The 24,370-nt window shown below is 41.6% G+C and carries 18 protein-coding genes and 1 tRNA gene; 11 read left to right on the plus strand and 8 right to left on the minus strand.

Translation table 11 applies throughout. The annotated features are described in order from the left end of the window. Window positions 1–7: 7 nt before the first annotated feature. From F824_RS0102515 to F824_RS0102530, 3 genes are all read left to right on the plus strand, one after another. Window positions 8–721: an L-ribulose-5-phosphate 4-epimerase gene (locus tag F824_RS0102515; protein WP_019596272.1), complete on the plus strand. Its 714-nt coding sequence runs from the start codon at window positions 8–10 to the stop codon at window positions 719–721. Further along, window positions 675–1,883: an aldose epimerase family protein gene (locus F824_RS0102520; RefSeq protein WP_236613179.1), complete on the plus strand. Its 1,209-nt coding sequence runs from the start codon at window positions 675–677 to the stop codon at window positions 1,881–1,883. The genes F824_RS0102515 and F824_RS0102520 overlap by 47 nt, the downstream gene beginning before the upstream one ends. Before the next feature lie 247 nt (window positions 1,884–2,130). Continuing rightward, window positions 2,131–3,327: an ATP-binding protein gene (locus F824_RS0102530; protein ID WP_019596275.1), complete on the plus strand. Its 1,197-nt coding sequence runs from the start codon at window positions 2,131–2,133 to the stop codon at window positions 3,325–3,327. Window positions 3,328–3,520: 193 nt separating this feature from the next. On the opposite strand, the gene F824_RS0102535 is transcribed toward F824_RS0102530, so the two are convergent. The 6 genes from F824_RS0102535 to F824_RS0102560 all read right to left on the minus strand — a co-directional run bounded on the left by F824_RS0102535 (window position 3,521) and on the right by F824_RS0102560 (window position 11,427). After that, window positions 3,521–3,949 carry a septal ring lytic transglycosylase RlpA family protein gene (locus F824_RS0102535; RefSeq protein WP_019596276.1) on the minus strand — a complete coding sequence of 143 codons (429 nt, stop codon included), beginning with the start codon at window positions 3,947–3,949 and terminating at the stop codon, window positions 3,521–3,523. A gap of 131 nt (window positions 3,950–4,080) precedes the next feature. Continuing rightward, window positions 4,081–7,113: an AAA family ATPase gene (locus F824_RS0102540; protein ID WP_019596277.1), complete on the minus strand. Its 3,033-nt coding sequence runs from the start codon at window positions 7,111–7,113 to the stop codon at window positions 4,081–4,083. Continuing rightward, on the minus strand, window positions 7,110–8,339 hold the full coding sequence (locus F824_RS0102545) for a metallophosphoesterase family protein (RefSeq protein WP_019596278.1): 1,230 nt from the start codon (window positions 8,337–8,339) through the stop codon (window positions 7,110–7,112). Before F824_RS0102545 ends, F824_RS0102540 begins: the two co-directional genes overlap by 4 nt. Window positions 8,340–8,520: 181 nt before the next feature. After that, window positions 8,521–9,306 (minus strand): hypothetical protein, encoded by a 786-nt coding sequence (locus F824_RS0102550; protein ID WP_019596279.1) that lies wholly within the window; start codon window positions 9,304–9,306, stop codon window positions 8,521–8,523. A gap of 18 nt (window positions 9,307–9,324) precedes the next feature. Then, complete coding sequence (locus F824_RS0102555; RefSeq protein WP_019596280.1) at window positions 9,325–10,110, minus strand: hypothetical protein; 786 nt, start codon at window positions 10,108–10,110, stop codon at window positions 9,325–9,327. Window positions 10,111–10,113: 3 nt separating this feature from the next. Further along, entirely contained in the window at window positions 10,114–11,427 is a 1,314-nt protein-coding gene (locus F824_RS0102560; protein ID WP_019596281.1) for a T9SS type A sorting domain-containing protein, read from the minus strand. A 328-nt stretch (window positions 11,428–11,755) separates the two neighbouring features. Between F824_RS0102560 and F824_RS25495 the strand changes: the two genes are divergently transcribed. Continuing rightward, on the plus strand, window positions 11,756–12,298 hold the full coding sequence (locus F824_RS25495) for a septal ring lytic transglycosylase RlpA family protein (protein ID WP_201769071.1): 543 nt from the start codon (window positions 11,756–11,758) through the stop codon (window positions 12,296–12,298). A 208-nt stretch (window positions 12,299–12,506) separates the two neighbouring features. Here the strand turns inward: F824_RS25495 and F824_RS0102575 are convergent, their stop codons facing one another. Next, on the minus strand, window positions 12,507–14,006 hold the full coding sequence (locus F824_RS0102575; RefSeq protein WP_019596284.1) for a TolC family protein: 1,500 nt from the start codon (window positions 14,004–14,006) through the stop codon (window positions 12,507–12,509). A 487-nt stretch (window positions 14,007–14,493) separates the two neighbouring features. Between F824_RS0102575 and F824_RS0102585 the strand changes: the two genes are divergently transcribed. The 3 genes from F824_RS0102585 (at window position 14,494) to F824_RS0102595 (ending at window position 17,677) form a co-directional block, all read left to right on the plus strand. Continuing rightward, a complete protein-coding gene (locus tag F824_RS0102585) occupies window positions 14,494–15,663 on the plus strand; it encodes a 6-bladed beta-propeller (RefSeq protein ID WP_019596286.1) in 1,170 nt (389 codons plus the stop codon). A gap of 203 nt (window positions 15,664–15,866) precedes the next feature. Next, complete coding sequence (locus F824_RS0102590; protein WP_236613199.1) at window positions 15,867–17,015, plus strand: DUF4221 family protein; 1,149 nt, start codon at window positions 15,867–15,869, stop codon at window positions 17,013–17,015. 74 nt (window positions 17,016–17,089) lie between these two features. After that, window positions 17,090–17,677, plus strand: a complete 588-nt coding sequence (locus F824_RS0102595; protein ID WP_026333457.1) for a hypothetical protein — start codon at window positions 17,090–17,092, stop codon at window positions 17,675–17,677. Window positions 17,678–17,781: 104 nt separating this feature from the next. On the opposite strand, the gene F824_RS0102600 is transcribed toward F824_RS0102595, so the two are convergent. Next, window positions 17,782–19,143 (minus strand): DEAD/DEAH box helicase, encoded by a 1,362-nt coding sequence (locus tag F824_RS0102600; protein WP_019596289.1) that lies wholly within the window; start codon window positions 19,141–19,143, stop codon window positions 17,782–17,784. A gap of 154 nt (window positions 19,144–19,297) precedes the next feature. Between F824_RS0102600 and F824_RS0102605 the strand changes: the two genes are divergently transcribed. From F824_RS0102605 to F824_RS0102625, 4 genes are all read left to right on the plus strand, one after another. Beyond that, window positions 19,298–20,638, plus strand: a complete 1,341-nt coding sequence (locus F824_RS0102605; protein WP_019596290.1) for a dihydroorotase — start codon at window positions 19,298–19,300, stop codon at window positions 20,636–20,638. 83 nt (window positions 20,639–20,721) lie between these two features. Beyond that, window positions 20,722–20,797 (plus strand) — tRNA-His (locus F824_RS0102610). Window positions 20,798–21,162: 365 nt separating this feature from the next. Then, window positions 21,163–23,079 carry an amylo-alpha-1,6-glucosidase gene (locus tag F824_RS0102620; protein ID WP_019596292.1) on the plus strand — a complete coding sequence of 639 codons (1,917 nt, stop codon included), beginning with the start codon at window positions 21,163–21,165 and terminating at the stop codon, window positions 23,077–23,079. Between the two features lie 10 nt (window positions 23,080–23,089). Then, window positions 23,090–24,370: a glycosyltransferase family 4 protein gene (locus tag F824_RS0102625; protein WP_019596293.1), complete on the plus strand. Its 1,281-nt coding sequence runs from the start codon at window positions 23,090–23,092 to the stop codon at window positions 24,368–24,370.

Below are 24,370 nucleotides of genomic sequence, written 5' to 3' on the forward strand. Positions count from 1 at the left end.
TCTATAAATGAGCCGTCAAAGCCAATACCAGGAATTGAAGAAAGAGTGTTTTGAAGCCAATATGCAATTGCCCAAATTGGATTTGGTCGTGTACACTTTCGGGAACGTGAGTGCCGTAGACAGAAATAAAGGGGTGTTTGCAATCAAACCTAGTGGTGTTCCCTATGAAGAACTGAAGGTGGAGGATATTGTCATCTTGGATTTTGACAATACTGTAATCGAAGGGGAAATGCGTCCTTCATCGGATACCAAAACCCATGCATTTCTCTACAAAAACTGGCCAAAAATCGGAGGGATTGTCCATACCCATTCTACTTATGGAGTAGCATGGGCACAAGCTCAAATGGATATCCCGATTTTGGGGACCACCCATGCAGACCATTTGACTGCAGATATTCCCTGTGCACCCCCGATGTCGGATGACTTGATTTTGGGAGACTATGAGCAGATGACCGGACATCAGATTTTGGATTGTTTCTCCGACAAAGGGCTTTCCTACGAAGAAGTGGAGATGGTCCTGATCGGAAATCATGGTCCTTTTGCCTGGGGGAAAAATGCAGCCAAAGCAGTTTATAACAGCAAAGTGTTGGAGGAAATAGCCAGAATGGCTTATCTTACCCTTCAAATTAACCCCAAGGCCCCAAGGCTAAAAGAAGCATTGATCCGAAAACACTATGAACGGAAACACGGAAAAGATGCCTATTACGGTCAAGGATGCTAACCAACCCATGGACATGAAGAAAAACAACCTGAAAATCATGCGCATTTTCCTTGCCCTTTTTGCAGGAATGCTCTGGAGCTGCAACTCCCAAAAAACCGAAGAAAAAGAAATGGAGAAAGAAGAAATCAATTTCAAAGTCAAAGTACAAGAGGTGGCCATTGGCGATCAAAAAGCCAAAGTATTCCATCTTTCAAATGGGAACGGAATGGAAGTGGAAATCTCCAGCTTCGGTGGAATCATTTCCAAACTGATCGTGCCGGATAGGGACGGAAAACCCGAAAACATCGTACTCGGTTATGAAAATATTGCCCAATACGACACCAATCAGTATTTCTTGGGTGCCTCCGTGGGAAGATATGCAAACAGGATTGCCAAAGGAAAATTTGAATTGGATGGTAAAGTCTACCAACTCGCCAAAAACAACGGAGAAAACCATCTCCACGGTGGACCATTGGGCTTCAACCGTAAATTCTGGGATGCTGAACTCATCGAAGGGAAAGAGTCCATGAAGGTGAAAATGACTTATCTCAGTCCTGATGGTGAAGAAGGTTATCCTGGGAACCTGACCACGGTTTTGACTTTCGAACTTACCAATGACAATAAGCTCTTGTTGGAATTTCAGGCCGAAACAGATCAAGCGACCATCATCAACCTTACCCACCACGGCTATTTCAATCTCAGCGGAATGAAGGAAGACGTTCTCGGTCATGAGTTGGTGATCAATGCCGCCAAATACACCCCGGTTGATGCAGGCTTGATCCCAACGGGTGAATTGGCTCCGGTGGCGGGTACCCCATTTGATTTCAACCAGGTACATTCGATCGGCGAAAGAATTGATCAGATCCCAGGAGGCTACGACCATAACTATGTGGTCAAAGAAAAGAATGATAAGAATTTGGTCAAAATGGCTGAGGTTTACCATGCCGGTTCAGGAAGGACCATGGAACTGTTTGCGGATTCCCCAGCGGTTCAGTTTTATTCAGGCAATTTCTTGGATGGAAAACAAACCACGAATGGCATCACGTACAACAAACACATGGGTTTTTGCTTGGAGCCACAAACATTTCCCAATGCACCAAATGAACCAACCTTTCCAACGGCAAGGTTGAATCCAGGCGAAAAATATACCCACCGGATTGCTTACCATTTTGGGGTGAGATAATTCAGTTGGGCTACGCCAATAAAAACCACCTTCAAAGTCATTACTGCTTTGGAGGTGGTTTTTTTCTGTTCTTTTTTTCTGAATTTTTTAATCAGAAGGGAGTAATTGACTCAATTTTTGAAAAATATATCCAATAAACATCCTTATTTATTTATTGTAATCCATTGATTTAAAATAAAATAGAGCAACTTTTATAATTTACTCAATGTATTGAGTAAATTTACTCAATACATTGAGTAAATAAAAAATGGACTACCAAAGAAAAGAAAAAGACCTGATCCAAAGGCGTCTTCAAGACGAGCCAAGAAGGTTTATTCAGGTGATATATGGTCCCCGACAAGTTGGGAAAACCACAATGGTCCGGCAAATTGTCAAGGCCTTGGACTATCCGCATGCATTGGTGGCGGCGGATGCGGTGCCAGCAGGAGACAGCATCTGGATCGCGCAGCAGTGGGAAAATGCCCGTGTCCGCCATCAGGCCACAAAAGACAAACCCTACCTGCTCATCATCGATGAAGTTCAGAAAATCGACAATTGGAGTGAACAAATAAAGGCAGAATGGGATAAGGATACCACCGAGGAATTGGATATCCGAGTGGTGCTATTGGGTTCATCAAGGTTGATGTTGCAGCAGGGACTTACCGAGTCATTGGCGGGTAGGTTTGAAGCCACCTATATGGGCCATTGGTCCTATGGAGAAATGCATGACGCTTTCGGTTTGACTACAGAGGAATTTATCTGGTTTGGGGGATATCCAGGAGCCATTTCCCTGAAAATGGATGAAGACCGATGGAAAGGTTACATCAGGGATTCCCTTTTGGAAACCAGCATTTCCAAAGATATCCTGATGCTGACAAGGGTTGATAAACCAGCTTTGATGAAGCGCTTGTTTGAGTTGGGGTCGGTGTATTCAGGACAGGTACTGAGCTACACCAAGATCATGGGCCAGCTTGCCGATGCGGGCAATACCACCACTTTGGCCAATTATCTGGAGTTATTGAATGATGCGGGGCTCTTGGGGGGACTTGAAAAATACAGCCCAAACATGGTCCGGAAGCGTTCCTCCAGTCCCAAATTCATGGTGCACAATACGGCAATCATGTCGGGGATTTCCACTGAAACTTTCCAGACCCTGATCGCTGACCCCAAAGTTTGGGGAAGGTGGGTGGAATCTGCCGTGGGCGCTCATTTGATCAATCAATCCTTCAAGGACAAGAAACTGTCTCTCTACTATTGGAGGGAGGGAAATGAAGAAGTTGACTTTGTGGTGGAATACAAAAAAAAGGTGATTGCCTTTGAAGTCAAGTCGGCCAAGACAGGAAATCTTTCAGGCTTGAATGCTTTCAATAAAAAATTCAAACCTGAAAAATCCCTTTTGATTGGCGATGATGGCATCCCTTGGCAAGAGTTTTTACGAATGGATATTGTGGACTTATTTACATAAAAGGGGGTCATTCCGACTGCTTTTTATGTATAATTTCCTTAAAAAATAATTTTGTAAAATATTGTTAATCAGTCAATAGTGTCACTTTTAAATATTTTACTCAGTACATTGAGTAAATTTACTCAATGTACTGAGTAAAATATTATCCCTGCCTTTTTTGGATAGATATAGAGAATACCTTTGCAGCTTACGATCACCGATATCGGATCTCGACTTGGGTCACTCCGGATTTGATCATGTCCAGCTTTTCTGCTGCCGCCCTTGAAAGATCAATGATTCTCCCCTTTCGAAACGGACCACGATCATTGATCCTGACGCGGACGGTTTTGCCATTGCTCAGGTTGGTCACCTCTACTTGAGTGCCAAAAGGAAGCGTCGGGTGTGCGGCGGTCATCTTTTTTGCATTGTAAATCTCTCCATTTGCCGTTTTTTTGCCATCAAGCCGATTCGCATAAAAACTTGCCTTTCCTTGTACCTCCGTCATTTTACTTTTGGTGACAGGGGTGTTTTTGGTGCTTTTGCATGCTCCCGTGATCAGCAATCCTGCGATAAAGAATGAGGCTAGGAAACGTATGTAAGTATTTCTCATATCGGCACAACAGTCAATTTTCAATCCAAACATGTCAAAATGTGGGATTTATGTGAAATCAATTGTGCCTTTCGCCCAGGACAGCCAGACAAGAAACAGGGTTGATCGAGACTTTTCCCAGCCAAGTAAGAACCATTTGGCATTTATTTCCAAGCCCGGACACCCTAAAATGAGTACCCCACTTGACTGCCTTTTTCAGGGTCGAGGACCACTTTTGCATGGACTTCAATTTCCTGCTGGAGCTCTTCCACGTGACTGATGATGCCCACGATCCGATTTTCATGGCGAAGGGATTTAAGGGTTTCGAAGACCACCCGCAAAGCACTTTTATCCAATGCACCAAATCCCTCATCAAGGAAGAAAAAACTCTGGTCCGCTTGGTTGAGGGATTTTACTTTTTCCGCCAAGGCCAAAGCCAGGCAAAGCGAAGCCTGAAAAGTCTGTCCTCCAGATAGGGTTTTGAGCAGTCGTCTTTTTCCGCCATTCAGGTAATCGATGACCCAAAAGGTGTTGTTGTCGTCAATTTCCAAACTCAGGCTGTTTTTCGTCAGTTTCATGAAACGCAGATTGGCGGTGTTACAAAGTTCCTTGAGATAGATCAGGCTGACATATTTTACAAAACCGTTTCCTTTGAACAATCCATCCAGTTCTTTTAAGTTGGACTCCCTGTTTTCCAGCTTTCCATATTTCTTTTGTAGGAGCTGCTTTTCTTCCCATCTCAGCTTGCTTTCCTTGATGTCTTGGTCGAGCAAAGTGAATTCCTTTTTTATGGCATTCAAGGCCAATTTTTTTTCTGACAATTCACTTCGAAATTGCTCAAAAGTTTCTGGGCTGAATTCAGACACACCGGTTTCCCCACGCAATTCCTCCAATTTGGATTTGACCAATAAACTCCGGTCTTCAAATTGCCTGATTTCCGCGTCCACTTTGTCCGCATCCAATGAATGATGGAACAAGGCAATCAATGCTGACTCATCCTGAAAGCCATGGGTTTGTTTCAAGGCTTCAAATTCTTCCTTCAATTCCTGGATTTTGTTTTCGGTCTCAATGACGGACTTCTCGAAGTTTTTCAGGTCTGCCAGGTTGGTGGCTTGTTTGGATCGGGTTTCCCGCAAAACCTTTTGTTTTCCTTCCAACAGAAAAGTGGTTTCCTCAATATCCCTTTGTACTTTTTGGATGGTTTGGGAAATGATATCGGCTTCTTTTTCGAAGAAAGGTTTACAGAACAATGTGTCTTTGATTTCCTCTTTTTTTGCCGAAATGGTAGTAACCAGCCCCATCAGTTTTTGCTCAGCCGTCCGCAGGTCTATTGTTTCCCGCTCCAAAGCAGTTTTTGACTCCTCGGCCTTTTTCCTGGAGGCTTTAACGGTAAGAAGCAAGGCCTCCTTTTTTTGCAAATCCGCATCTGTTTGCTGGATAAATCCAGACAAAGCTTCCTTGGTGTGGAGGTTTTTGGCTTTGAGGCTTTCTTTTAAAATACCCAATTGGGATTGAATCGCTTCCAAATCATTCAGTTTGGTGGATTGGTTATGCAATTGGTTTTCAAACCTGATTTTTTGTTCGGAATGGGTGCGCGCATACTTGGTGATATTTTCCAAAAGAATCTTGGCGGCCTCGATTTCTTGGAGATTTGCTTTTAATTCCGCCTCCTCTTCTTGGTCTTCGATGGGATGTGGATGCGTGGTGGATCCGCAAAGCGGACAGGCTTCGCCCTCGGTCAACAAATGTAAATGGGTGGCAAGACCTGTTTTCTGTTGTAATTTCTCCCTCTCCATTTCCAATTTCCCCAGCAGATGCTTCTGGGAAATGTTCCAGGACTCAAAACTGGTTTCCTGCAAGGGCAATTGTTTTTCCAATTCCTGGATCACCTTTGCCATTTCAAATCCGGAGGCTTCCAAGGCCTTGAATTCTGAGTGCATTTTTGTCAGTTGCGCCTCCCATTGATTCCAATCCCTGATGGCACTTTTCAATTCCGCCATTTGGGCAAGGTCGGGCAATGCGATTTGCTCTGCGCTGCTTTCATTTTTTTTGATGTCACTTTCCAATTCCTTCAGCCAATTGGTTTTTGCTTCGATTTCAGGCTGTAATTTTTCCACTAAGAATTGGGCTTCCTTCACAGCAAGCATCAGGTTTTGGATTTCCATCACCTTTTTGAGGTCCCGGATTTTGGCTTCCCGGTTGGATTTTTGTTCTGCTCGCTCCTTGAGCCTTAGCTCTTCTTCTTCGAGTTTGGCAATTTCCAATTCGTAAGCCTCCTTGAACCTAGAGCAGTCTGTCACACTCACCCTGAATTTCTCCAAATCGGATTGCTTTTCCTTGATCAGGTTCCAAACGGGTTTCAGATAGGTTTTGGCGCGTAGGAAATCTTTCCAGATGTTTTTCTTCTCAACGATCTCCGCTCGTTTTTCTTCCAAGGATGCCCATTCCTTCAAATATCCCTGCAACTGTTGGTTTTTGGTCTGCAATACTTCCTGTTTGGAAAACTGGGTTTCCGCAGCAATAAAAGCCAGCTCAAATTGCTCGGCGCTGAAGGCGATTTCCTTGATTTGGATTTCCTTTTCCTCTAGAATTTCCTTGGAGTAACTTTCCAAAGCCAGCAGTTGGGTTTCCAACCTGATTTTTTCCTCCCTCAGGGCTTTGAGTAGGCTTCCGGTTTTTGCGGAAAGATCGAAACGTTCCAATCCGAACAATTCCTTCATCATTTCTGCCCTTGGCCCGGGGGTGAGGTCGATAAATTCCCGGAATTTGCCCTGAGGGATGATCACCGTTTGTTTGAAATGTTCTTTTTTCATCCCAACCAATTCCTCCGCCTTTTGGGTGAGCGGTTCCAAAATCCCGTCCCGCTTTTCGTAAAAAGTGTGTTCGGCTGGACGGATATCCTCAAAGTTTTTCGGATTTCTTTTTGCCGAATACCTAGCCAAATAGGTTTTACTGTGGTTTGGACCAGCCCGAAATTCAAAAGTGATCAGCAGGGTTTCGCTCTGAAGATTGACCATGCTGGTTTTTTCTCCACGATCGGAAAGTCGTTCCGTGCTTCCATACAAGGCCAAAAGGATGGCTTCCAGAATGGACGATTTTCCACTGCCGACTGCGCCAAAAATACCAAAAAGGCCTGCGGCAGTCAACTGGGAAAAATCGATGGTTTGGGTATCTTTATAGGAGTACAATCCCTGAATATCAAGTTTTATGGGTATCATCCTTCTTCGTTTTGGCTCATGACTTCTTTAAAAATTCCGACAAGGTCTTCGTTGGGTTCCTGTCCTTTTTCACTTTGGTAAAACATCTTGAAGAGGCTGACCATGTCCTTTCCCAGGTCCTCGACTTTTAAGCTTTGGTTTTCCAAACCGAGCGGATTTTTGATCTGTGGGATGAGATTCACGATTCCATCATGGGCTTTCATGATGGCTTTTCGAGTGGATGCATCGATGGAATGTTCGGTGACGTAAGTGATTTCCACAAAAGCATAGGGGTTTTGCTCCAGCCAATTGAGTGTATCGGGAAGGTTGTCAAAAGTCTTGCGGTATAGTATCCTCCCGGAAGTCAGCCCTATTGGGGAATAGCTGACTGCCCTGTTTGGCTCGGCTTGCATGAGAACCACTTGTTTTTGTTGTTCCGCTTCACTGAAGGAGTAGGCGAGCGGGGAACTGCTGTACACCACAGGAAACGGGGATTTGTCCACAGCATGGTAGCGGTGCAAATGGCCCAATGCCGCATATTGAATTTGTGTTGGGAGATTGTGGGTGAAAATCGCCTGGGTGCCACCAACGTGGAGGATGGGTCTTTCACTTTCGGGTTCAGGTTCGGGTTTTTCGCCCTCTTTCATAAAGAAAAAATGACCCAAAAAAAGATTCACCCCATTTTGATCACAGTACTTATCCGCCAAATTTCTCCATTTTTCTTCCAAAACATTCCGGAATTCCCCTTCACGGTCTACTTCTCCCAGATAGGTTTTCAGCAAAACCTCATTGGCGTAGGGAGCAAGTAGGATTCTGATCGGGAAATTGAATTTCGGAAGCTTCATTTCGATAAATCCTGCCTCTGATTGCGTGATTTCGATCCCGGAATCCAGCTTTCCGACAGGGATCACCGTGTCATATCTTCCATAGAAAAAGATGCCGATCTCCCTGGCCAAAGGGTCTGGAGCCTCTACAAACTGGGTGCTGTCATGATTCCCTGAAATGGAGATAATTGGCCTGGTTCCGTTTTTTGAGAGCTTTCGGAGGGATTTATAGAGGAGTTCGACGGCTTCGTGGCTGGGGTTAAAGGTGTCAAAGATATCACCGGCCAAGAGGACCATGTCCACCTCATTTTCATCTGCGATGGAGATGATTTCGTCCAATACCAATTTTTGTTCTTCCAACCGGGAATACTCCTGTAATCTCTTGCCGAGATGCCAATCGGCTGTGTGGAGGATTTTAATCATAGCTGAAAAGTCTTCTGTAGATTTTGGTGAAAATAACTTAACTTTAATCTTTGAGAAACTAAAGTTATCAGCTTGGTGCTTCCCTTCCAAGTGAGATTTTAATAAATGACAGCAATTGGCATGAATTAATTTATCGTGTGGGGATGGAAAAAATGACTGTTTAAAAATCTGTTTTTTTGAGTTATAGTTTATAAGCCAATCTAAATCCTGTCATAATTGCACGCAGATTAACTTGATCGGGGACTATTAATGTTGTTGAGCCACCAGGTACCATTCTTTGATACATGGTGTAGTCAAAATCTGCAAAGCGATATGAAAGGGTAAATCCTAAATCAAACCTATTTGATACCGATATACTTGTTAATAAACCACTCTCAAGGTATAGACTGTTTGATCTTGGTCGATCACCTTCATGAATAAAAGTTATTCCTTCCCATTCAATGCTCTCTAAATTGTAAAATGGAAATGTTAATCGAGAAAATCCTATTTTTTGAAATGGGCGAAATTCAACTGATTTGTTATTTAAAATAAATCTGTAACCAATTAGATAAGCTAATTTTTGTACCTGATATTTTTCGTGAAAATTAACCTCCATAGGGAATTGATTATTACCGAAGTATATATTTGCCAATTCTACATTGATAGCATTAGAAGATTGTCCAAAAGATAAACCATGCACCCAGAACCTTCCCACGAGAAAATTGACCTCTAAATTTATATCACCCCCTCGTTTGGCATGTGCATGGTTTTTTTTTGAAAAATATAGAACATCTAATTGTTCATCACTTCTTTTTTCAAAAACCTTTTGATCAAAACCTTCTGTAGATGTTGAGGCAAACTTCCCAAGAGGTATAAGTGCTCCACCACCTACTGAAATTTCAAATCTTCCGGCATTAGTTTTGTTCTTTTGTGCAAATGCATTATTTGAAAAAGAAACTAAGAATATGAAAATGATTAATCTAGCCATGGTTTGTTTCTTATCAAACTATAGTTTATAAGCCAATCTAAATCCTGTCATAATTGCTCGAAAATTTACTTGATCAGGGACTATTAATGTTGTTGATCCACCAGGTACTATTCTTTGATACATGATGTAGTCAAAATCAGCAAATCGATATGAAAGGTTAAATCCTAAATCAAACTTTTTTGACAATAATATAGTTGATAATATGCCGGTCTCAAAATATAAGCTATTTAATCTAGGTCGATCTCCTTCGTGAATGACAGTCACACCTGGAAAATTAATACTTTCTAATATGTAAAATGGAAAGGTCAATTGAGAAAAACCTACCCTTTGAAACGGACGAAACTCAAATGATCCGTTATTTGGTTTAAATCTATATCCTAGTTGATATGATATATTTTGTAAATTAAAATCTTCATGAAACCTTAACTCTGCGGGTCCTTGGACATTTGAGAAATAATTATTTGCCAATTCTAGACGAACAGCATTTGAAGATTGTCCGATGGATAAACCATGCACCCAGAACCTTCGTGTAAGAAAGTTGATTTCTAAATTCATGTCTCCTCCTCTTTTGGCGTGTCCATGATTTTCTTTTGAAAAAAAACCTATATCATATTGTTGATCACTTCCTTTTTCAAAAACAGTTTGTTCAAAGCCTGTAGTTGATGTAGAAGCAAACTTCCCAACGGGTATAACAGCTCCACCACCTATTGAAATTTCAAATTTTCCTGCATTAATTTTATTGTTTTGTCCTAATAGCTTATGCGAGAAACAAACTAATAATGTGATAATTACCAATCTAACCATAGATTATTTCTTTATGATTATTCTTTGTTCGTTGACTACTTTTCCTTCAAAATAAATTTTTAACCAATATTCACCATTCGGTAGGTGACTGATATCAAAGGTTGATTCTCCTTCAATTCTTATATTTGTTCTTAGTGACGGAGTTTCCAATCTTATGATTTCTGTTTCAAAACCAAGTTTTGGATTGATATCAATGTTTACTAAGCCACTTGTTGGGTTTGGGAATATTTTGAATGATCCAAAGTTGTAAAAGGTTATATTTCTAGTTTTTATCGTTTGCCCATTAGCTGATTTTGCATCCACTTTGAAGCTAATATTCCCTCCGCTAGGCATCTGGATCAAAACATTATTATTGTTCCATATCCAATATGGTGCGCTACCAGATGTATGTGTCCACTGTATATTTGCGGCAGATGGACAAATAATGTTGGTTATGATTTGACCTGATGATACAACATTAACGGTATTGAGCGATACATTACTTTGTGAACTGCTTGTGTATGTCCCATCCAAACAAGCTGGTGCGATGTTAATTGGGAAGTTTTGTATTTTGGTTGATCCCGATCCAGTCACTGTTAACCTAAGAGTGTCTGTTCCTGATAGATTAGGAGAAATAGATACTATATGGGTGCCATTGCCAGAAGTTATATTGAATCTATTATTAACAGAAGTCCAACTATAGGTTACTCCAGAAGCCTCTTGTACAGAATAGGTGAAATTACTTCCAATATTTATATTTTCATTTCCCGAAATCCCACCGACATAAGTCCAATATTCCATGGTATTTGCCACAACCTGATCCTTTAAATGATACACAGAACCCATTAAATCATGTGCTACTAAAGGACCGTCATTACCATACTTTGAAATATATTTGGTTGGTTGAAATAAAGAAGAAGCGGATTTTACGGCAGAATGCTCAGTTAAACCACCACCTGTTGTAACTTGAAAGTTTACAATTTTTGCATCGTCAACTGAAGCTACTTTAACATAACGATTATCATTTTTCCAAGATGATGAAGTTGATTCATAAATCATATTATTTGGACATGTGTATGGCGTATTGACAGCCTGTGTCCAGGAAGGATTTGTACAACAAGATTGGTCGTTGAAGCAGGTGTTTTCCATCATTGCTTTTGTAAATCCATGACAGTTGTAAGTTGCTTGGGAATCACAACCCGAAAGTTTCTTAGAGCCATGCTGCACTCCAATCATCCAAAAATCATCCCCTTGGTTGGGATAGCAATAATTGGATTGGGTGAATCCTTGAAAGGAAAATAGTAAAAGCAAAATATAAATAAGGTATATATATTTCATAAAAAGAAGTTGAAATAATGTGTTGACTATTTAAAAAGTTAATTTTTAAAAAGCAAGTTTACCTAGTGTTAAAGTTAGGGAATAATTGTTAGAGATTTAATAAATATTTTGTTCTTTCATTCTGGATAAAAAATACTGGAATCTTTTACCTAAATGCCAGGTTGCTGTATGGAGGATTTTAATCATTTGGGTTAAAATTGTGATTTCTAAAATAAAATCATTTAAATTGAAATTCAATTAAGTTTCAAGTTAGAGGCTTCATGATTCTCATCCAAATATTTACCATGCGGATGACACAGAATGGCACATTAATTGTTTAAATGCGGAAATGAAATTAACCTTACTCCTATTCTTTATCGTACTCTCCATGAGCCCCTCATTGGCTTCTGGAAATGGCGGGGAAAAAGATGCCGAAGCAAAGCTCAAAATACAGGAAGGAATTGCCAGTTTTTACGGCCGGAAGTTCCACCTGAGAAAAACAGCAAACGGAGAAACCTTCAAAATGGAAGAGATGACCGCCGCACATAAAAACCTCCCTTTTGGAACTATGCTGAAGGTCATCAATACCAAAAACAACAAAGTGGTCTGGGTCCGAGTCAACGATAGATTGCCGCAAAATTCCAAGAGAATCATTGATTTGTCAAGGGGAGCTGCAAAGGAACTGGAGATGATTCAGGACGGAATAGTCAAGGTAAATATTGAAGTGCCGGACCAAGAAACAGTTTTTTCACTGATGGATCATTTTCAGGACGAAGTTCCAGAAGGCATCAGACTAAGGGTCTACGAGGAACCGATTGATTTTGAGAAACCTGATCTTTGCTTTTCGAGTCTTGCCTTGAACTTGAATCCAAAATCAACAGCAAGTATTTAAGCTACTTATTTTAACGTACAACAATACTTTTTCAGCGAATCGCAGAAACCTCCATTTGCATAATTAATAGAATAGGTATGGTTCAAATTTCTAATTCCCATTACCTCCCAAATCTCGCCTTTTCAGAAGTTGATTCCTGGCAAAACCCAAATTTTGGATTTACCAAATAGAGAGGTTCATTTTGAATAAAAACGTCTTTTTGTTGAGATCATTCCACCGGGGGCTCTATTTTATTTGGCAGATAAAGCAATTTGTTGTTTTCAAAATCAAACAGTGTCAATCCCCTCAACTCATAATAAGCCGTCCAATATTCCCGCAAGGATTGGATATAGGACCTGCGGTTGCTGTCCTTTTCCTGTTGTGCGATATTGAGATCTGTAATGCTCACATCGCCGTTTTGGTATCTTCTTAAAGAAATTTCATAGCGTTTGTCGGCGACTTCATCCGAAAGCTTGGTGATTTCCATGCGTTGTTCCAGCATGGTGAAATTCCGCACTTTGGTAAAAATCTCCTGCTCGAAGTTGATGATATCCTGCTCTACGGTGTAGGCGATCAATTTTTTATTGGCTTGAGCCTGTCCCATTCTGGCTTTGTTTCTTCCCCAGTCCAAAACCGGAATTGAAAAGTTGAGGTTGAGAAGGGCCTGGGTATTTGGGTTTGAATAAATATCATTCCAATACAAAGCCGCATTGTTATAGCCATAGCTTGCGCCCAAGTTCATGTAAAACCGCTGTCCTCTTGCTTGTGCCACACTGGCATCGGCCTCCAGCTTTCGCCTGTCAAAACCCAATGCGTCAGCCCTATTTTGAAATGCCCGCTCAATGGCTTCTTCCACCGGGACGTCAAAAGTTGGGATTGTGCTGGGTGGGATGAGCATCAGGTTTGTTGCCTCATTTAAGCCCACATAGGATTTTAGGATCAGGGAATTGGTTTCCATATCCAATCTGGCTTGCGCCAACAATTGCTTTGCCTGCAATACCTGCAATTCAACCTGTAGGAGTTTGTCTTCATAGGTGGTTCCCAAATCGTATCTTCCACGCTCGATGGTAAGGATTTCCTCAGTGTTTTTGAGGTTTTTGTTGGCGATTTCCAGATTTACTTGGGCATCCAAATAGTCAAAAAAGAGGAGCGTGACGATACGGCTGATTTCCTCCATTTCCTCCACATACTCCCTTTTACTTTCCTCAAAAAGCAAGGGTTCGATTTTCTTGTCCCATTTCAGGGGATTGAATGCGAATATAGGTTGATCGATGCGGACGTTGACCGGGACGCCGCTCCATCGGGTTTGCGGGGAGGACCCGGTGGCGAGATAGTTGTCAAATCTGTTGGTGGAAGAATTCACCGAGACCACACCGCCCGTTGCGGCGATCACTTGCTCGAGTCCCAATTCCACATCCATGAAATTCTGCCTTACCTCGCGAAATTCAATGGTTCCATCGGGTTGGACGACGTTGTTGAATGATTGGGAATAACTTGGGATGGTTCCGCCGAGTCGAAGTTGGGGGTTATAGTTGGATCTGAAAAAGCGGTATTGGAAGAACCTGTTTTCTTTTCTGGTTTCGGCACGTAAAGCTGCCGGTGATTGATTTTTGGCTCTGGAGACGATGTCTTCCAAGGTATATTCCAAGGATTGTTGGCCTGCCGCAGAAAAATGGATCATCACTGCCATGCATACTCCAATTTTAAAAAGGATAATTTTTTTGTTCATACCACTTTGGTTTTTATAGAATGCCTACAAACGGCAATCCTTGGGAAAAGTCATAATGTCCTCCACTGGGAGTTGCCAAAACAAAACATTGGGAGGGTGAAATGGTCATAATATGGCCAGAATCCCCCAATGTGATAAATTGATAAGCATGATTAGGAAGCAAATACCCATTGCCCATGCGCCAAAACTATTGATCAGGATGGTTTTGGTCCAGATCAGGTACCCAATATCGAATTTTTTTTTATTTACCGAAAGGCATAGTCTTTTTTCTTTTGAGGAAAAGCTCTTTTTAGCACCTTTTGGTGCATAATATTTAGTCGACTAATTTTATTCAAGAAGTTGTAAATGAAAATGGTGATGTTAAATTGATCGCCAGTAAATCGAATGGTCGAGCTAGTTTTAGGGTCATTTCAAGAGTTACTTTCCGGTAAAATAGGGGCTATTAAAAAATAACTAAAATGAAAAATTGTTTTCAATTTATATGAGTATGAAAAATTTATTTAAAATATATTTCTTTCAAATTGCCCTATTATTTTGTTTTTCGTGTGGTCGGAATAACGCCAAAAGTGTAAAGGAGTTAGGTTTAGTCATCGACATTCAAGCCGAAAAGGAAATATTCCATAGCGACATGTTTGATGACTATGAGATAATTCCGTTGGAGACCACTTATGACGGGCTTGTAGGTGAGATTTCGCAGATTCTTCTTTTTAAGGACCTAATATTTGTACTTGATCGCAATTTGGCGAATGCCTTATTTATTTTCAGTAGAAAAGGAAATTTGCTGCGCAAAATTGAAAGCAAAGGGATGGGACCCGGTGAACTTTTTGCACCTGTCAATATTGCATTCAATGAAGCAGATCAAGAATTGATTGTTTTTGATGGCCGTCAGGCGAAGTTTCTTTTTTATGATGTTGAGGGGAATTTTTTAAGGGAAAACAAGAAACCCGAACTGTTGTCTGTTTTTGACATGTTTTTTCAAAAGGACTATTATTATTTTATTGACGACAGGGTGGAAGACTGGCATAGAAGATTGTTGGTTACAGACAGGGATTTGAAGGAAATTCTAAGGATTGATACTTTTTTTGATGGGGATTTCAGGATTATCAATGGAAAAAAGAACCGATATTTTTATGAATCCCACGATGGGAATGGGTTTTATTACAAAGAGCGGAACCACAACAGATTACTTGCAATTGAGGAAAGTAAGGTCATTCAGCAGTATTTATTTTCATTTTCTTCTCTGGGATTTGAGCCAAATTCGGAAAGGGTGTATCAGGCGCATGAATTCAGTCGGGAGTTTTGGAAAAGTGGAGAATATGCGCTGGGTGATGAAATGATCGATTCGAAAAGATATGCTTTCCTCAGTGTGGACAAAGGACAGGAAGTCAGGTTTGCACTTTGGGATAAAGAAAAAGGCAGTGTAAATATGATTACAAATATGAAAAACGATATGGACGGAATTTCTCCTGACATCTCCGGGATTCCACCTTTGAACGCACAGTCCAATCATTTGATATGGGCCATCCATCCCCGTGATTTGGCCAACTACCACCGGGGAAAAAATTTGGAAGATAATCCATTTCTGGAATTTGCCTCTAAAAATGGAATTGATGGGGATGATAATCCCATTTTGTTTATCTACACAATTAAAAACTGAGTTTTTGGATTAACATAGGACCTATTGAAGGTATTTATATAATAGTTTATAAAATCAAAAGACTTTTCTTTTTGATCTTAAAATAATTAAACTAGTTTCATAAATCATTAATCTTATGTTTTAGTTATTTGTTTTGATTGTTAATTTCGTTGGTAAGTGCTGGTAGTGGTTAAGGTTAATTTAAGATGAAATTTACAAAAAGTATGAAAAAAACATCAATCCATATTTTTATCGTCTGGGCATTTTTCTCATGCGGGCAAGGTCAAAACAAGGAATTTGTCTTAGAAACAGGCAATCTGGAATTCTCCATTCCCATAAATGACTTGGCTTCTTCCAATCCTGGGATGATCAGCATCTATGACTCGGATTCCGGAGAGCATGTCATGATCTATAACCATGTGATCAAGAAACTTCAGATTTCGGAATTCCCCTCGGGTAAATTAAAATTAAATATACCCTTGGAGTTTGAAAATGAAAAGAGGAATAAAAGATTTACCGGAGGGACTTTGATCGCAAGAGATTCGATATTTGTCACGTTTTTTCCTCCTTCAATTGGGATGATCAATTTTGAAGGAGCATTGATGTATGAGGAAAAGCTTCCAGACGCGAATTATAGCGTCTCCCATATTGGGAACGGCAGTATGATACCTTTATTCAAATCGCATGGAAGGATCTACGGTGCGCAGCCTTTCTTGATGGATCACCATCGGATGACTCAGGAAGATATACAGAAGCAACAATTGGTCTATAGCGTCAGTTTGGAAGGGGATAGTTCCGCCTGGCATGATGTATTTTATGACGCCGCTTACTGGGATCAGGGAAAAAAACTATCCTACTTCTCTTGGGCCAAACGAGGAAGTTTGATTTACATATCCCCATTCTACGATCATCAGATTCAGGTTTTCGATACCAAAACCAACAAAATCGTAGAAGTCAAGGAAGTTAAATCCAAGCATGTCGAAAAATTCAATATCGTCAACGAGTTGCCAGGGAATGAAGATGAATCTGTGATGGCCACACTCGAATCCAGTCAGTATGAAACCTTCTTGTATGACAAGTACAGGGATATATTTTACAGAATGATCTTGCCTGCATTTCCCAGCGATCAAAAGTATGATATAGAAAAGTTGAGGTTGATGGAACGCTCCAGGCCCGTGACAGGGATAATGGTGCTTGATCATGAATTAAATGTGCTGACAGAACATATTTTCGGCCCATACGAAATCCACTCCTCTGACAATTTCCTGGTAGGAAAAGATGGTCTTTATGTCTCCACCAACAACATGAACCGACCCGATTTCAGCGATGACCAGATGCGGTACAAGCTCTTGAAATTTACGGCTTCAGACTAAAACACAGAAAATTGTCCATTTCAATTTTAAATGGAAAATCCTTACCTTCATGGGAAACCCTAAATCAGGAAACCATGAAGCTTCTCATTTCAATATTCAGTTTTTTAATTCTTACGGATTTTGCCTTTGCTCAAGAAATCCCATCGAAAGAGATTCAAATCACCTCCGCTGTGCTTGCGGCTCCGGAAGACAAGAGGGCTGGCGCTATGGTCTATGGCTTTGATGAAAAAGGGGATTTTGTGGTGTTAAGAAAGGGGGAAAATGAAATGGTCTGCTTGGCAGATGACCCAAAAAGTCCAGGATTCAATGTTTCCTGCTACCACAACACACTCGAACCTTTTATGGAAAGGGGAAGGAGCTTGAAGAAAGAAGGGAAATCTTTCCAAGAAATATTCGATATCCGGGAGGCGGAGGTGAAATCAGGGAAGTTAAAAATGCCCAAAGACGGGACCACCCTTTTTGCCTTGAGCGCTGAGGATGCGGATTTCAATACCAAAACAGGTGAAGTGAAAAATTCCTATCTGAGGTCTGTGGTGTACATCCCTTGGGCCACTGTGGAAAGCACAGGCCTACCTTTAAAACCATCGGCTCCGGGTATGCCTTGGATCATGGATCCGGGAACACACAGAGCCCATATCATGATCAATCCTCCTAGAAATTGAGGAGGATTGATCACTGATTTTTAGAAAATCTTTATTTTCAGGGTTAGGAAATATCCCGAGAGGCAAGAATTTTTTAAGAGAGATTTAAGAAGGGAAATAAAATTTTATTTCCCTTTTTTCCATTGTCCCATGGTTTTCATCTGATTCCTGTTCCGTTTGGCTTTGGAGTTTTTGTTTCCACGCTTTTTTTCCAACACCTTGGGTTTGGGTTTTGGCTGTGCCTTTTTTTCATGGAAGGATCCTTTAAAATCCGGGTCTTCTTTACGCTTCTGGTAATCTATTTCCCGATCATACCCTTGTTTTTCGATGAAAGGTGTTGGGGCAATTTCCACTTCCTCAGGGATTTCAGATTCAGGAACTTTCATCCGGATGATTTCCTCTATTCTATCGAAATGGTAGATCTCCGCGGGATTGTAAAAGGTGATGGCCTTTCCTTCATTTTCTGCCCTGCCGGTACGGCCGATCCTGTGCACATAATCCTCATAGATCAAGGGGACATCAAAATTGACCACGTGGCTGACCATACTGATGTCCAGTCCCCTGGCAGCCACATCCGTCGCAACCAAAATCCTGACTCCTCCGGCCTTGAAATCTTCCATGGAGTTGATCCTGGTGTTTTGACCCTTGTTGGCGTGGATGACGCGGATGGTTCCCAGGTTTTTCTTATCCAAGTAGGTGAAGACCGTTTCGGCATTTTTCCGGCTTTTGGCAAAGATAATGATCCTGTTCAGGGATTCATCCTTCAGCAAGTACTCCAAAATATTCATTTTGGTCTTGATATTTGGCACCAGGTATTTGACTTGCTGAATGGTGTCGGCAGTGGTGGCTTGTTCTGTAATTTCCACCCTTTCCGGAAACTCGAGGAATTCGAAGGCAAGGTTTTCCACCCTGCTTCCAAAAGTCGCTGAAAACAGGAGGTTTTGGCGTTTGACCGGAATCACTTCCAGAATGGACCGAATCTGAGGCATGAATCCCATGTCCAGCATTTTGTCCGCCTCATCCAAAACCATGGTTTTGATTTCCCTTAGAAAAATATCCCCTCTTTGGTAAAGATCCAAAAATCTGCCCGGGGTAGCGATGACAATGTCCACACCCTGCTTGATTTTCTCGATTTGGGTTTTGGGTCCCAATCCTCCGTAAAGACACACGTATCGGAGGTCTGTGTATTTTCCAAATTCAATGACAGCCTCTTCAATTTGCATCACCAGTTCTCTGGTCGGTGCCAAGACCAATACACGAGGGTGATCGCCTTGCGCAAATTTGACTTTCATCAGAATCGGCAAAACATAGGCGGCGGTTTTACCGGTCCCAGTCTGCGCAATGCCCAAAACGTCGTGTCCGGCAAGGGCCAAAGGAATCGCCTTTTCCTGGATGGGGGTAGGTTTGGTATATCCGGCATCCTTGATTGCCTCTAAAAGTTGCTTGTTAAGTTTAAAATTTTCAAAAGATTGCGTACTATCTGACATGATTTAGTAAATTTGGATGGGATGTTCAGCTAAATTTTCATTGTCGTCCAAAAGGACGATTTCTTGAAAAACGCTTTCATGCCTGAATTTTCAGTATTGAATAAGGTTTTCCTAATTTGGAAAGTGACCACAGCGCATTCAAAAACAACATTTAATGAAAAGCATATTAATCACTGGTGCAAATATAGTGAATGAAGGTAAGATTACCCGTTCTGATATTTTGGTCAAGGAGGGTTTGATCTACAGCATAGGGGCTGACTTGTCGGAATTCCCTGCAGATATCAAAATCGAAGCCGATGGAAAATATATTTTCCCCGGGTTGATCGATGATCAAGTTCACTTCAGAGAGCCTGGTTTGACGCACAAGGCAGACATCTACACGGAAAGCAAAGCAGCTGTGGCAGGCGGAATCACTTCTTATATGGAGATGCCCAATACGGTCCCGCAAAGCACCACCCTGGAATTGCTGGAAGAGAAATACCAAATCGCTGCGGAAAAATCCTTGGCAAACTATTCCTTCTATTTTGGGGCGACAAATGACAATATCGAGGAAATATTGAAGGTGGACCCGGAAAATGTTTGCGGGATCAAGGTTTTTCAGGGTTCTTCGACAGGAAATATGTTGGTGGACAATCCGGAAAGTCTGGAAAGAATCTTTTCGGAATGCAAAATGCTGATTGCCACCCACAGCGAAAATGACGACATCATCAAATCAAACCTGGAAAAGTACCAAGCGGAATTTGGGGAACAAATACATGTCAAATACCATCCCAAAATAAGGACCGAGGAAGCTTGTTACGATGCTTCCAAAAAAGTGGTGGATTTGGCTCGAAAGCATGGCGCAAAGCTACATGTCCTGCACATCAGCACAGCCAAGGAAGTCGAGCTTTTTGACAATACCCTGCCATTGGAAGCAAAGAGAATCACTGCGGAAGCTTGTGTGCACCATTTGTGGTTTTCGGATGAGGACTATGAAGAAAAAGGGAATTTGATCAAATGGAATCCCGCCATCAAAACCTCAGAGGACCGGGATGCCATATTGAAAGGGGTATTGGACGGGCATATCGACGTGATCGCGACGGATCATGCGCCACATACATTGGAGGAAAAGAGCAAATCCTATTTGAATGCTCCTTCCGGTGGGCCGCTTGTGCAACACAGCTTGGTGGCGATGCTCGATCTCTACCATGCCGGAAAAATAAGTTTGGAAGAAATTGCACAAAAAATGTGTCACAATGTGGCCATTTTGTTTGAAATCGAAAAGCGAGGCTACCTCAGGCCGGGATATATGGCAGATCTGACGATTGTGGATTTGGATAATCCATGGACTGTTGAAAAAAACAATGTTCTTTCCAAGTGCGGTTGGTCACCCTTTGAAGGGCACACTTTCAAGTCAAAAATCACCCATACGGTTGTTTCGGGGCATTTGGCATTCGAAAACGGTGTTTTCCATGAGGAGCAAAAAGGGCAGCGTTTAAAATTTTCCAGAAAATAAATTAAAGGAATATTGCTTCGAAAAAATCGAAATACTACATTTGCACTCCGATCTAAAAAGAAGAACGGATTATTCTATTAAATGGTGATTGTAGCTCAGCTGGTTAGAGCGCTGGTTTGTGGATCCAGAGGTCGCCGGTTCGAACCCGGTCTTTCACCCAAAACCCCTTCGGTATGAAGGGGTTTTTTATTTTTAGGACAGTATAGCGAACTTAAATGGAGTCATTTTTGTATATGTGGAAATCGATCAAAAAAAATAAAAAAAAGGAGTGAAATGTTTACATTATTTAAATCTTCGCCAAGGTTTCCTAAAATAAAACCTGTCAATTTGAAGTTCATCCATTTATACATGGTGAAATTCGAGGAATCCCTGAAAAACTTTGAAGAGTTACAAAAAGAAGGAATTTCCTCTTAAAACGAGAAATACAGAAAGGTTATGGAAACATAACCTTTATTTTTTGCCTAATAATTTTTCTTTCGCATTCAAAAAACTATTTTTATGGAAATCTCCAAACTTTTATCCAAATGAGTTATATCCACTTTGACAAAACCCAACTTATAAACCTTAACTATTCCCTAGACCGGGAAACAATCAGAACCAACCGGGGCGGCTGTTACACAAGTACCACCATCATAGGTTGTAATACCAGGAAATATCACGGGCTTTTGGTGGCTCCACAGCCACAAATTGACTCCCAACTCCATGTGATGCTTTCCACTGTCCATGAAACGGTAATACAAAGAGGGGCTAATTTTCATTTGGGCATCAGCAAATTTCCTGGAAACTATTCCCCTAGAGGGCACAAATATTTGGAAGATTTCGATTCAGAACCCATTCCCAAGCTTACCTACCGGGTTGGGGGTGTATTGCTTCAAAAGGAATTGATATTGGACACAAACAGGGACAGGGTGATGATCCGTTATACCCTTCTGGATGCACATAGCCCAACCAAGATCCGAATCAGCCCATTCTTGGCCTTTAGAGGGTATCACAATCTCTCCAAGGCAAATGATGATATAAACAAAGAATTTAAAAAAATACCGAACGGCGCTCAATTTAAGCTGTATGACGCCTATTCCCCGCTTTCGTTACAACTTTCCAAAAAGGTCGAATATGTGTCCACCCCGGAATGGTACCACAATGTGGAATATATCATGGAAAGGGAACGGGGTTATGATTATCAGGAAGATCTTTTTGTGCCTGGATATTTTGAATTTGATATCGAAAAGGGAGAATCTGTCATTTTTTCCGCAGGACTTGAGGAAGCCGATCCAAAAACCCGTGAAAAGGCCTTCGAAAAAGAAATAGCAAGAAGGACTCCACGGAACAATTTCGAAAATTGTTTGATCAATTCAGCGGGCCAATTTATACAAAAAAGAGAAGGCGAAACCAGGGTCATCGCCGGTTATCCATGGTTCGGCTGGTGGGGAAGGGACACTTTCGTGTCTTCTCCAGGCCTCACCCTGACCCAAGGAAAGTATGAAACCTTCATTGAAATCATGGATTCTATGGTGAAGGATCTTGAGGGTCCCTTATTCCCCAACGTCGGGAGCGGAGTAATGGCCAATATGAGTTCTATGGATGCGCCATTGTGGTTTTTTTGGTCTTTGCAGCAATACATTGCCTATACGGGAGACAGCAAAACCATTAAGAAGAAGTATCTTGAAAAAATGAAAGGCATAATTGAAGGGTTCAGAAAAGGGACGGATTTCAATATCCATGCCTTGGAAAACGGATTGGTTTATGGAGGACAGGAAGGATTGGCCCTGACGTGGATGGATGCCGTCAACTCAGATGGCCCAGTGACCCCGAGAGTGGGATGCCCTGTAGAAATCAATGCCTTGTGGTACAATGCGCTTTGTTTCTACCATGAATTGACGGGAGACGAAGAAATCCACGCCTTTTCCGAAATCGTTAAAAAATCATTTGTAGATAATTTTTGGGATGAAAAGAAAGGGTATTTGGCCGATGTGGTCAATGGAGAGGAAAAAGATTGGTCGATAAGACCGAATATGCTTTTTGCCGCCTCACTTCCTTATTCCACGCTTGAGGAAGACCAAATGGATTTGATCCTGGAAAAAGTCAAATCGAAATTGCTGACAAACCGTGGATTGAGATCCCTGTCACCAGATGATCCAAGCTATAAAGGGTATTATTTTGGGACCCAATACACGAGGGACATTGCTTACCATAACGGAACGGTGTGGCCTTGGCTTTTGGGTCATTTTGCGGAAGCTTACCTGAAACTTCATGGAAAATCAGGGAAAAATTTTGTGGAGAAGATCATCAAAAGCTTTGATGAGGTAATGACGCAATATGGGGTAGGAACTGTTGCCGAAATTTACGACGGCGACCCACCGCATCGTCCGAAAGGAGCGATTTCCCAAGCCTGGAGTGTTGGTGAACTCTTGAGAATTATGTATTTGGTAAAAAAGATATAAATAAATTTTTATGAAGGTTTTGATGTTTGGATGGGAATTTCCTCCCCATATTTCCGGGGGATTAGGCACTGCCTGTTATGGTTTGGTAAAAGGCTTGGCTCATCATAATCAGGAGGTGATTTTTGTGGTTCCCAAACTTTGGGGAGATGAAGAGCCTTTGGCAGATTTTGTCAATGCAAGTGATGTGGTCATTGACTATCGTGAAAATCGATTCAAAAAAATCTGGAAAAACCTCACCTACCTAGAGGTCAGTAGTTTTTTGGTCCCCTACCTAGGACCCGAAGAATTCAAAAAATACACGGATTATACCGTCCACGACCGGATGGATGTGGATGAAAGCGTTTTTTCGAACAAATTCGAATTCAGTGGAAAATATGGGAAAGACCTGATGAAGGAAGTTTCCAGATATGCATTGGTGGCCAGCCAGATCGCAAAAGAAAAGAAACACGACGTCATTCATGCGCATGATTGGCTTGCCTTCCCAGCAGGAATTGCTGCCAAAGAAATAAGTGGAGCTCCTTTGGTCGCACACGTGCATGCCACTGAATATGACCGTTCGGGAGAGTCTGTGAACCAGCCGGTTTATGAAATTGAAAGGGCGGGAATGCATGCTGCGGACCACGTAGTAGCGGTGAGTCAATTGACCAAAAACATCATTATCAATAAATACGGAGTTCACCCGGATAAAATATCGGTGCTGCACAATGCAGTGCTGGATGCCAGTATCATCAAATCCGATGCGACCAAAAAAGTCCCGGAAAAAATTGTTACGTTTTTGGGAAGGATCACCTATCAAAAAGGACCTGAATATTTTGTGGAAGCTGCCCGAAAGGTAATCCAATTGGATCCCAACGTCCGGTTTGTAATGGCTGGAAGTGGTGATTTGCTCAACAAAATGGTGGTTAGGGTTGCAGAATTGGGTATTGGGACCAAATTCCATTTTACAGGATTCTTGAAGGGAAATGACGTGGACGAAATGTATGCCATCAGTGATGTGTATGTAATGCCCTCAGTTTCCGAGCCCTTTGGTATCTCCCCCTTGGAAGCAGTCCGACACAATACTCCAGTAATCATTTCAAAACAATCAGGAGTTGCCGAAGTTCTTAGGAATGCCATTAAAGTTGATTTCTGGGACATCGATGCCATGGCGGATGCCATCTTCGCCTTGCTACATTATGATGGAATGTCCAAGATGTTCAAGGAATTGGGTAGTGAAGAACTCAAAAAACTTAAATGGGAGCATGTTGCTGCCAAACTTGTCAAAATTTATCAGGATACAGTTAAGAAATAA

Origin of the sequence: Rhodonellum psychrophilum GCM71 = DSM 17998 (assembly GCF_000381545.1) — a bacterium.
GTDB lineage: Bacteria > Bacteroidota > Bacteroidia > Cytophagales > Cyclobacteriaceae > Rhodonellum > Rhodonellum psychrophilum.

Coding starts and splice junctions, on each gene's coding strand:
- F824_RS0102515 (WP_019596272.1), top strand. CDS start 8: ATGAGCCGTCAAAGCCAATACCAGGAATTGAAGAAAGAGTGTTTTGAA.
- F824_RS0102520 (WP_236613179.1), top strand. CDS start 675: ATGAACGGAAACACGGAAAAGATGCCTATTACGGTCAAGGATGCTAAC.
- F824_RS0102530 (WP_019596275.1), top strand. CDS start 2,131: ATGGACTACCAAAGAAAAGAAAAAGACCTGATCCAAAGGCGTCTTCAA.
- F824_RS0102535 (WP_019596276.1), bottom strand. CDS start 3,949: ATGTTTGGATTGAAAATTGACTGTTGTGCCGATATGAGAAATACTTAC.
- F824_RS0102540 (WP_019596277.1), bottom strand. CDS start 7,113: ATGATACCCATAAAACTTGATATTCAGGGATTGTACTCCTATAAAGAT.
- F824_RS0102545 (WP_019596278.1), bottom strand. CDS start 8,339: ATGATTAAAATCCTCCACACAGCCGATTGGCATCTCGGCAAGAGATTA.
- F824_RS0102550 (WP_019596279.1), bottom strand. CDS start 9,306: ATGGCTAGATTAATCATTTTCATATTCTTAGTTTCTTTTTCAAATAAT.
- F824_RS0102555 (WP_019596280.1), bottom strand. CDS start 10,110: ATGGTTAGATTGGTAATTATCACATTATTAGTTTGTTTCTCGCATAAG.
- F824_RS0102560 (WP_019596281.1), bottom strand. CDS start 11,427: ATGAAATATATATACCTTATTTATATTTTGCTTTTACTATTTTCCTTT.
- F824_RS25495 (WP_201769071.1), top strand. CDS start 11,756: ATGAAATTAACCTTACTCCTATTCTTTATCGTACTCTCCATGAGCCCC.
- F824_RS0102575 (WP_019596284.1), bottom strand. CDS start 14,006: ATGAACAAAAAAATTATCCTTTTTAAAATTGGAGTATGCATGGCAGTG.
- F824_RS0102585 (WP_019596286.1), top strand. CDS start 14,494: ATGAAAAATTTATTTAAAATATATTTCTTTCAAATTGCCCTATTATTT.
- F824_RS0102590 (WP_236613199.1), top strand. CDS start 15,867: ATGAAAAAAACATCAATCCATATTTTTATCGTCTGGGCATTTTTCTCA.
- F824_RS0102595 (WP_026333457.1), top strand. CDS start 17,090: ATGAAGCTTCTCATTTCAATATTCAGTTTTTTAATTCTTACGGATTTT.
- F824_RS0102600 (WP_019596289.1), bottom strand. CDS start 19,143: ATGTCAGATAGTACGCAATCTTTTGAAAATTTTAAACTTAACAAGCAA.
- F824_RS0102605 (WP_019596290.1), top strand. CDS start 19,298: ATGAAAAGCATATTAATCACTGGTGCAAATATAGTGAATGAAGGTAAG.
- F824_RS0102620 (WP_019596292.1), top strand. CDS start 21,163: ATGAGTTATATCCACTTTGACAAAACCCAACTTATAAACCTTAACTAT.
- F824_RS0102625 (WP_019596293.1), top strand. CDS start 23,090: ATGAAGGTTTTGATGTTTGGATGGGAATTTCCTCCCCATATTTCCGGG.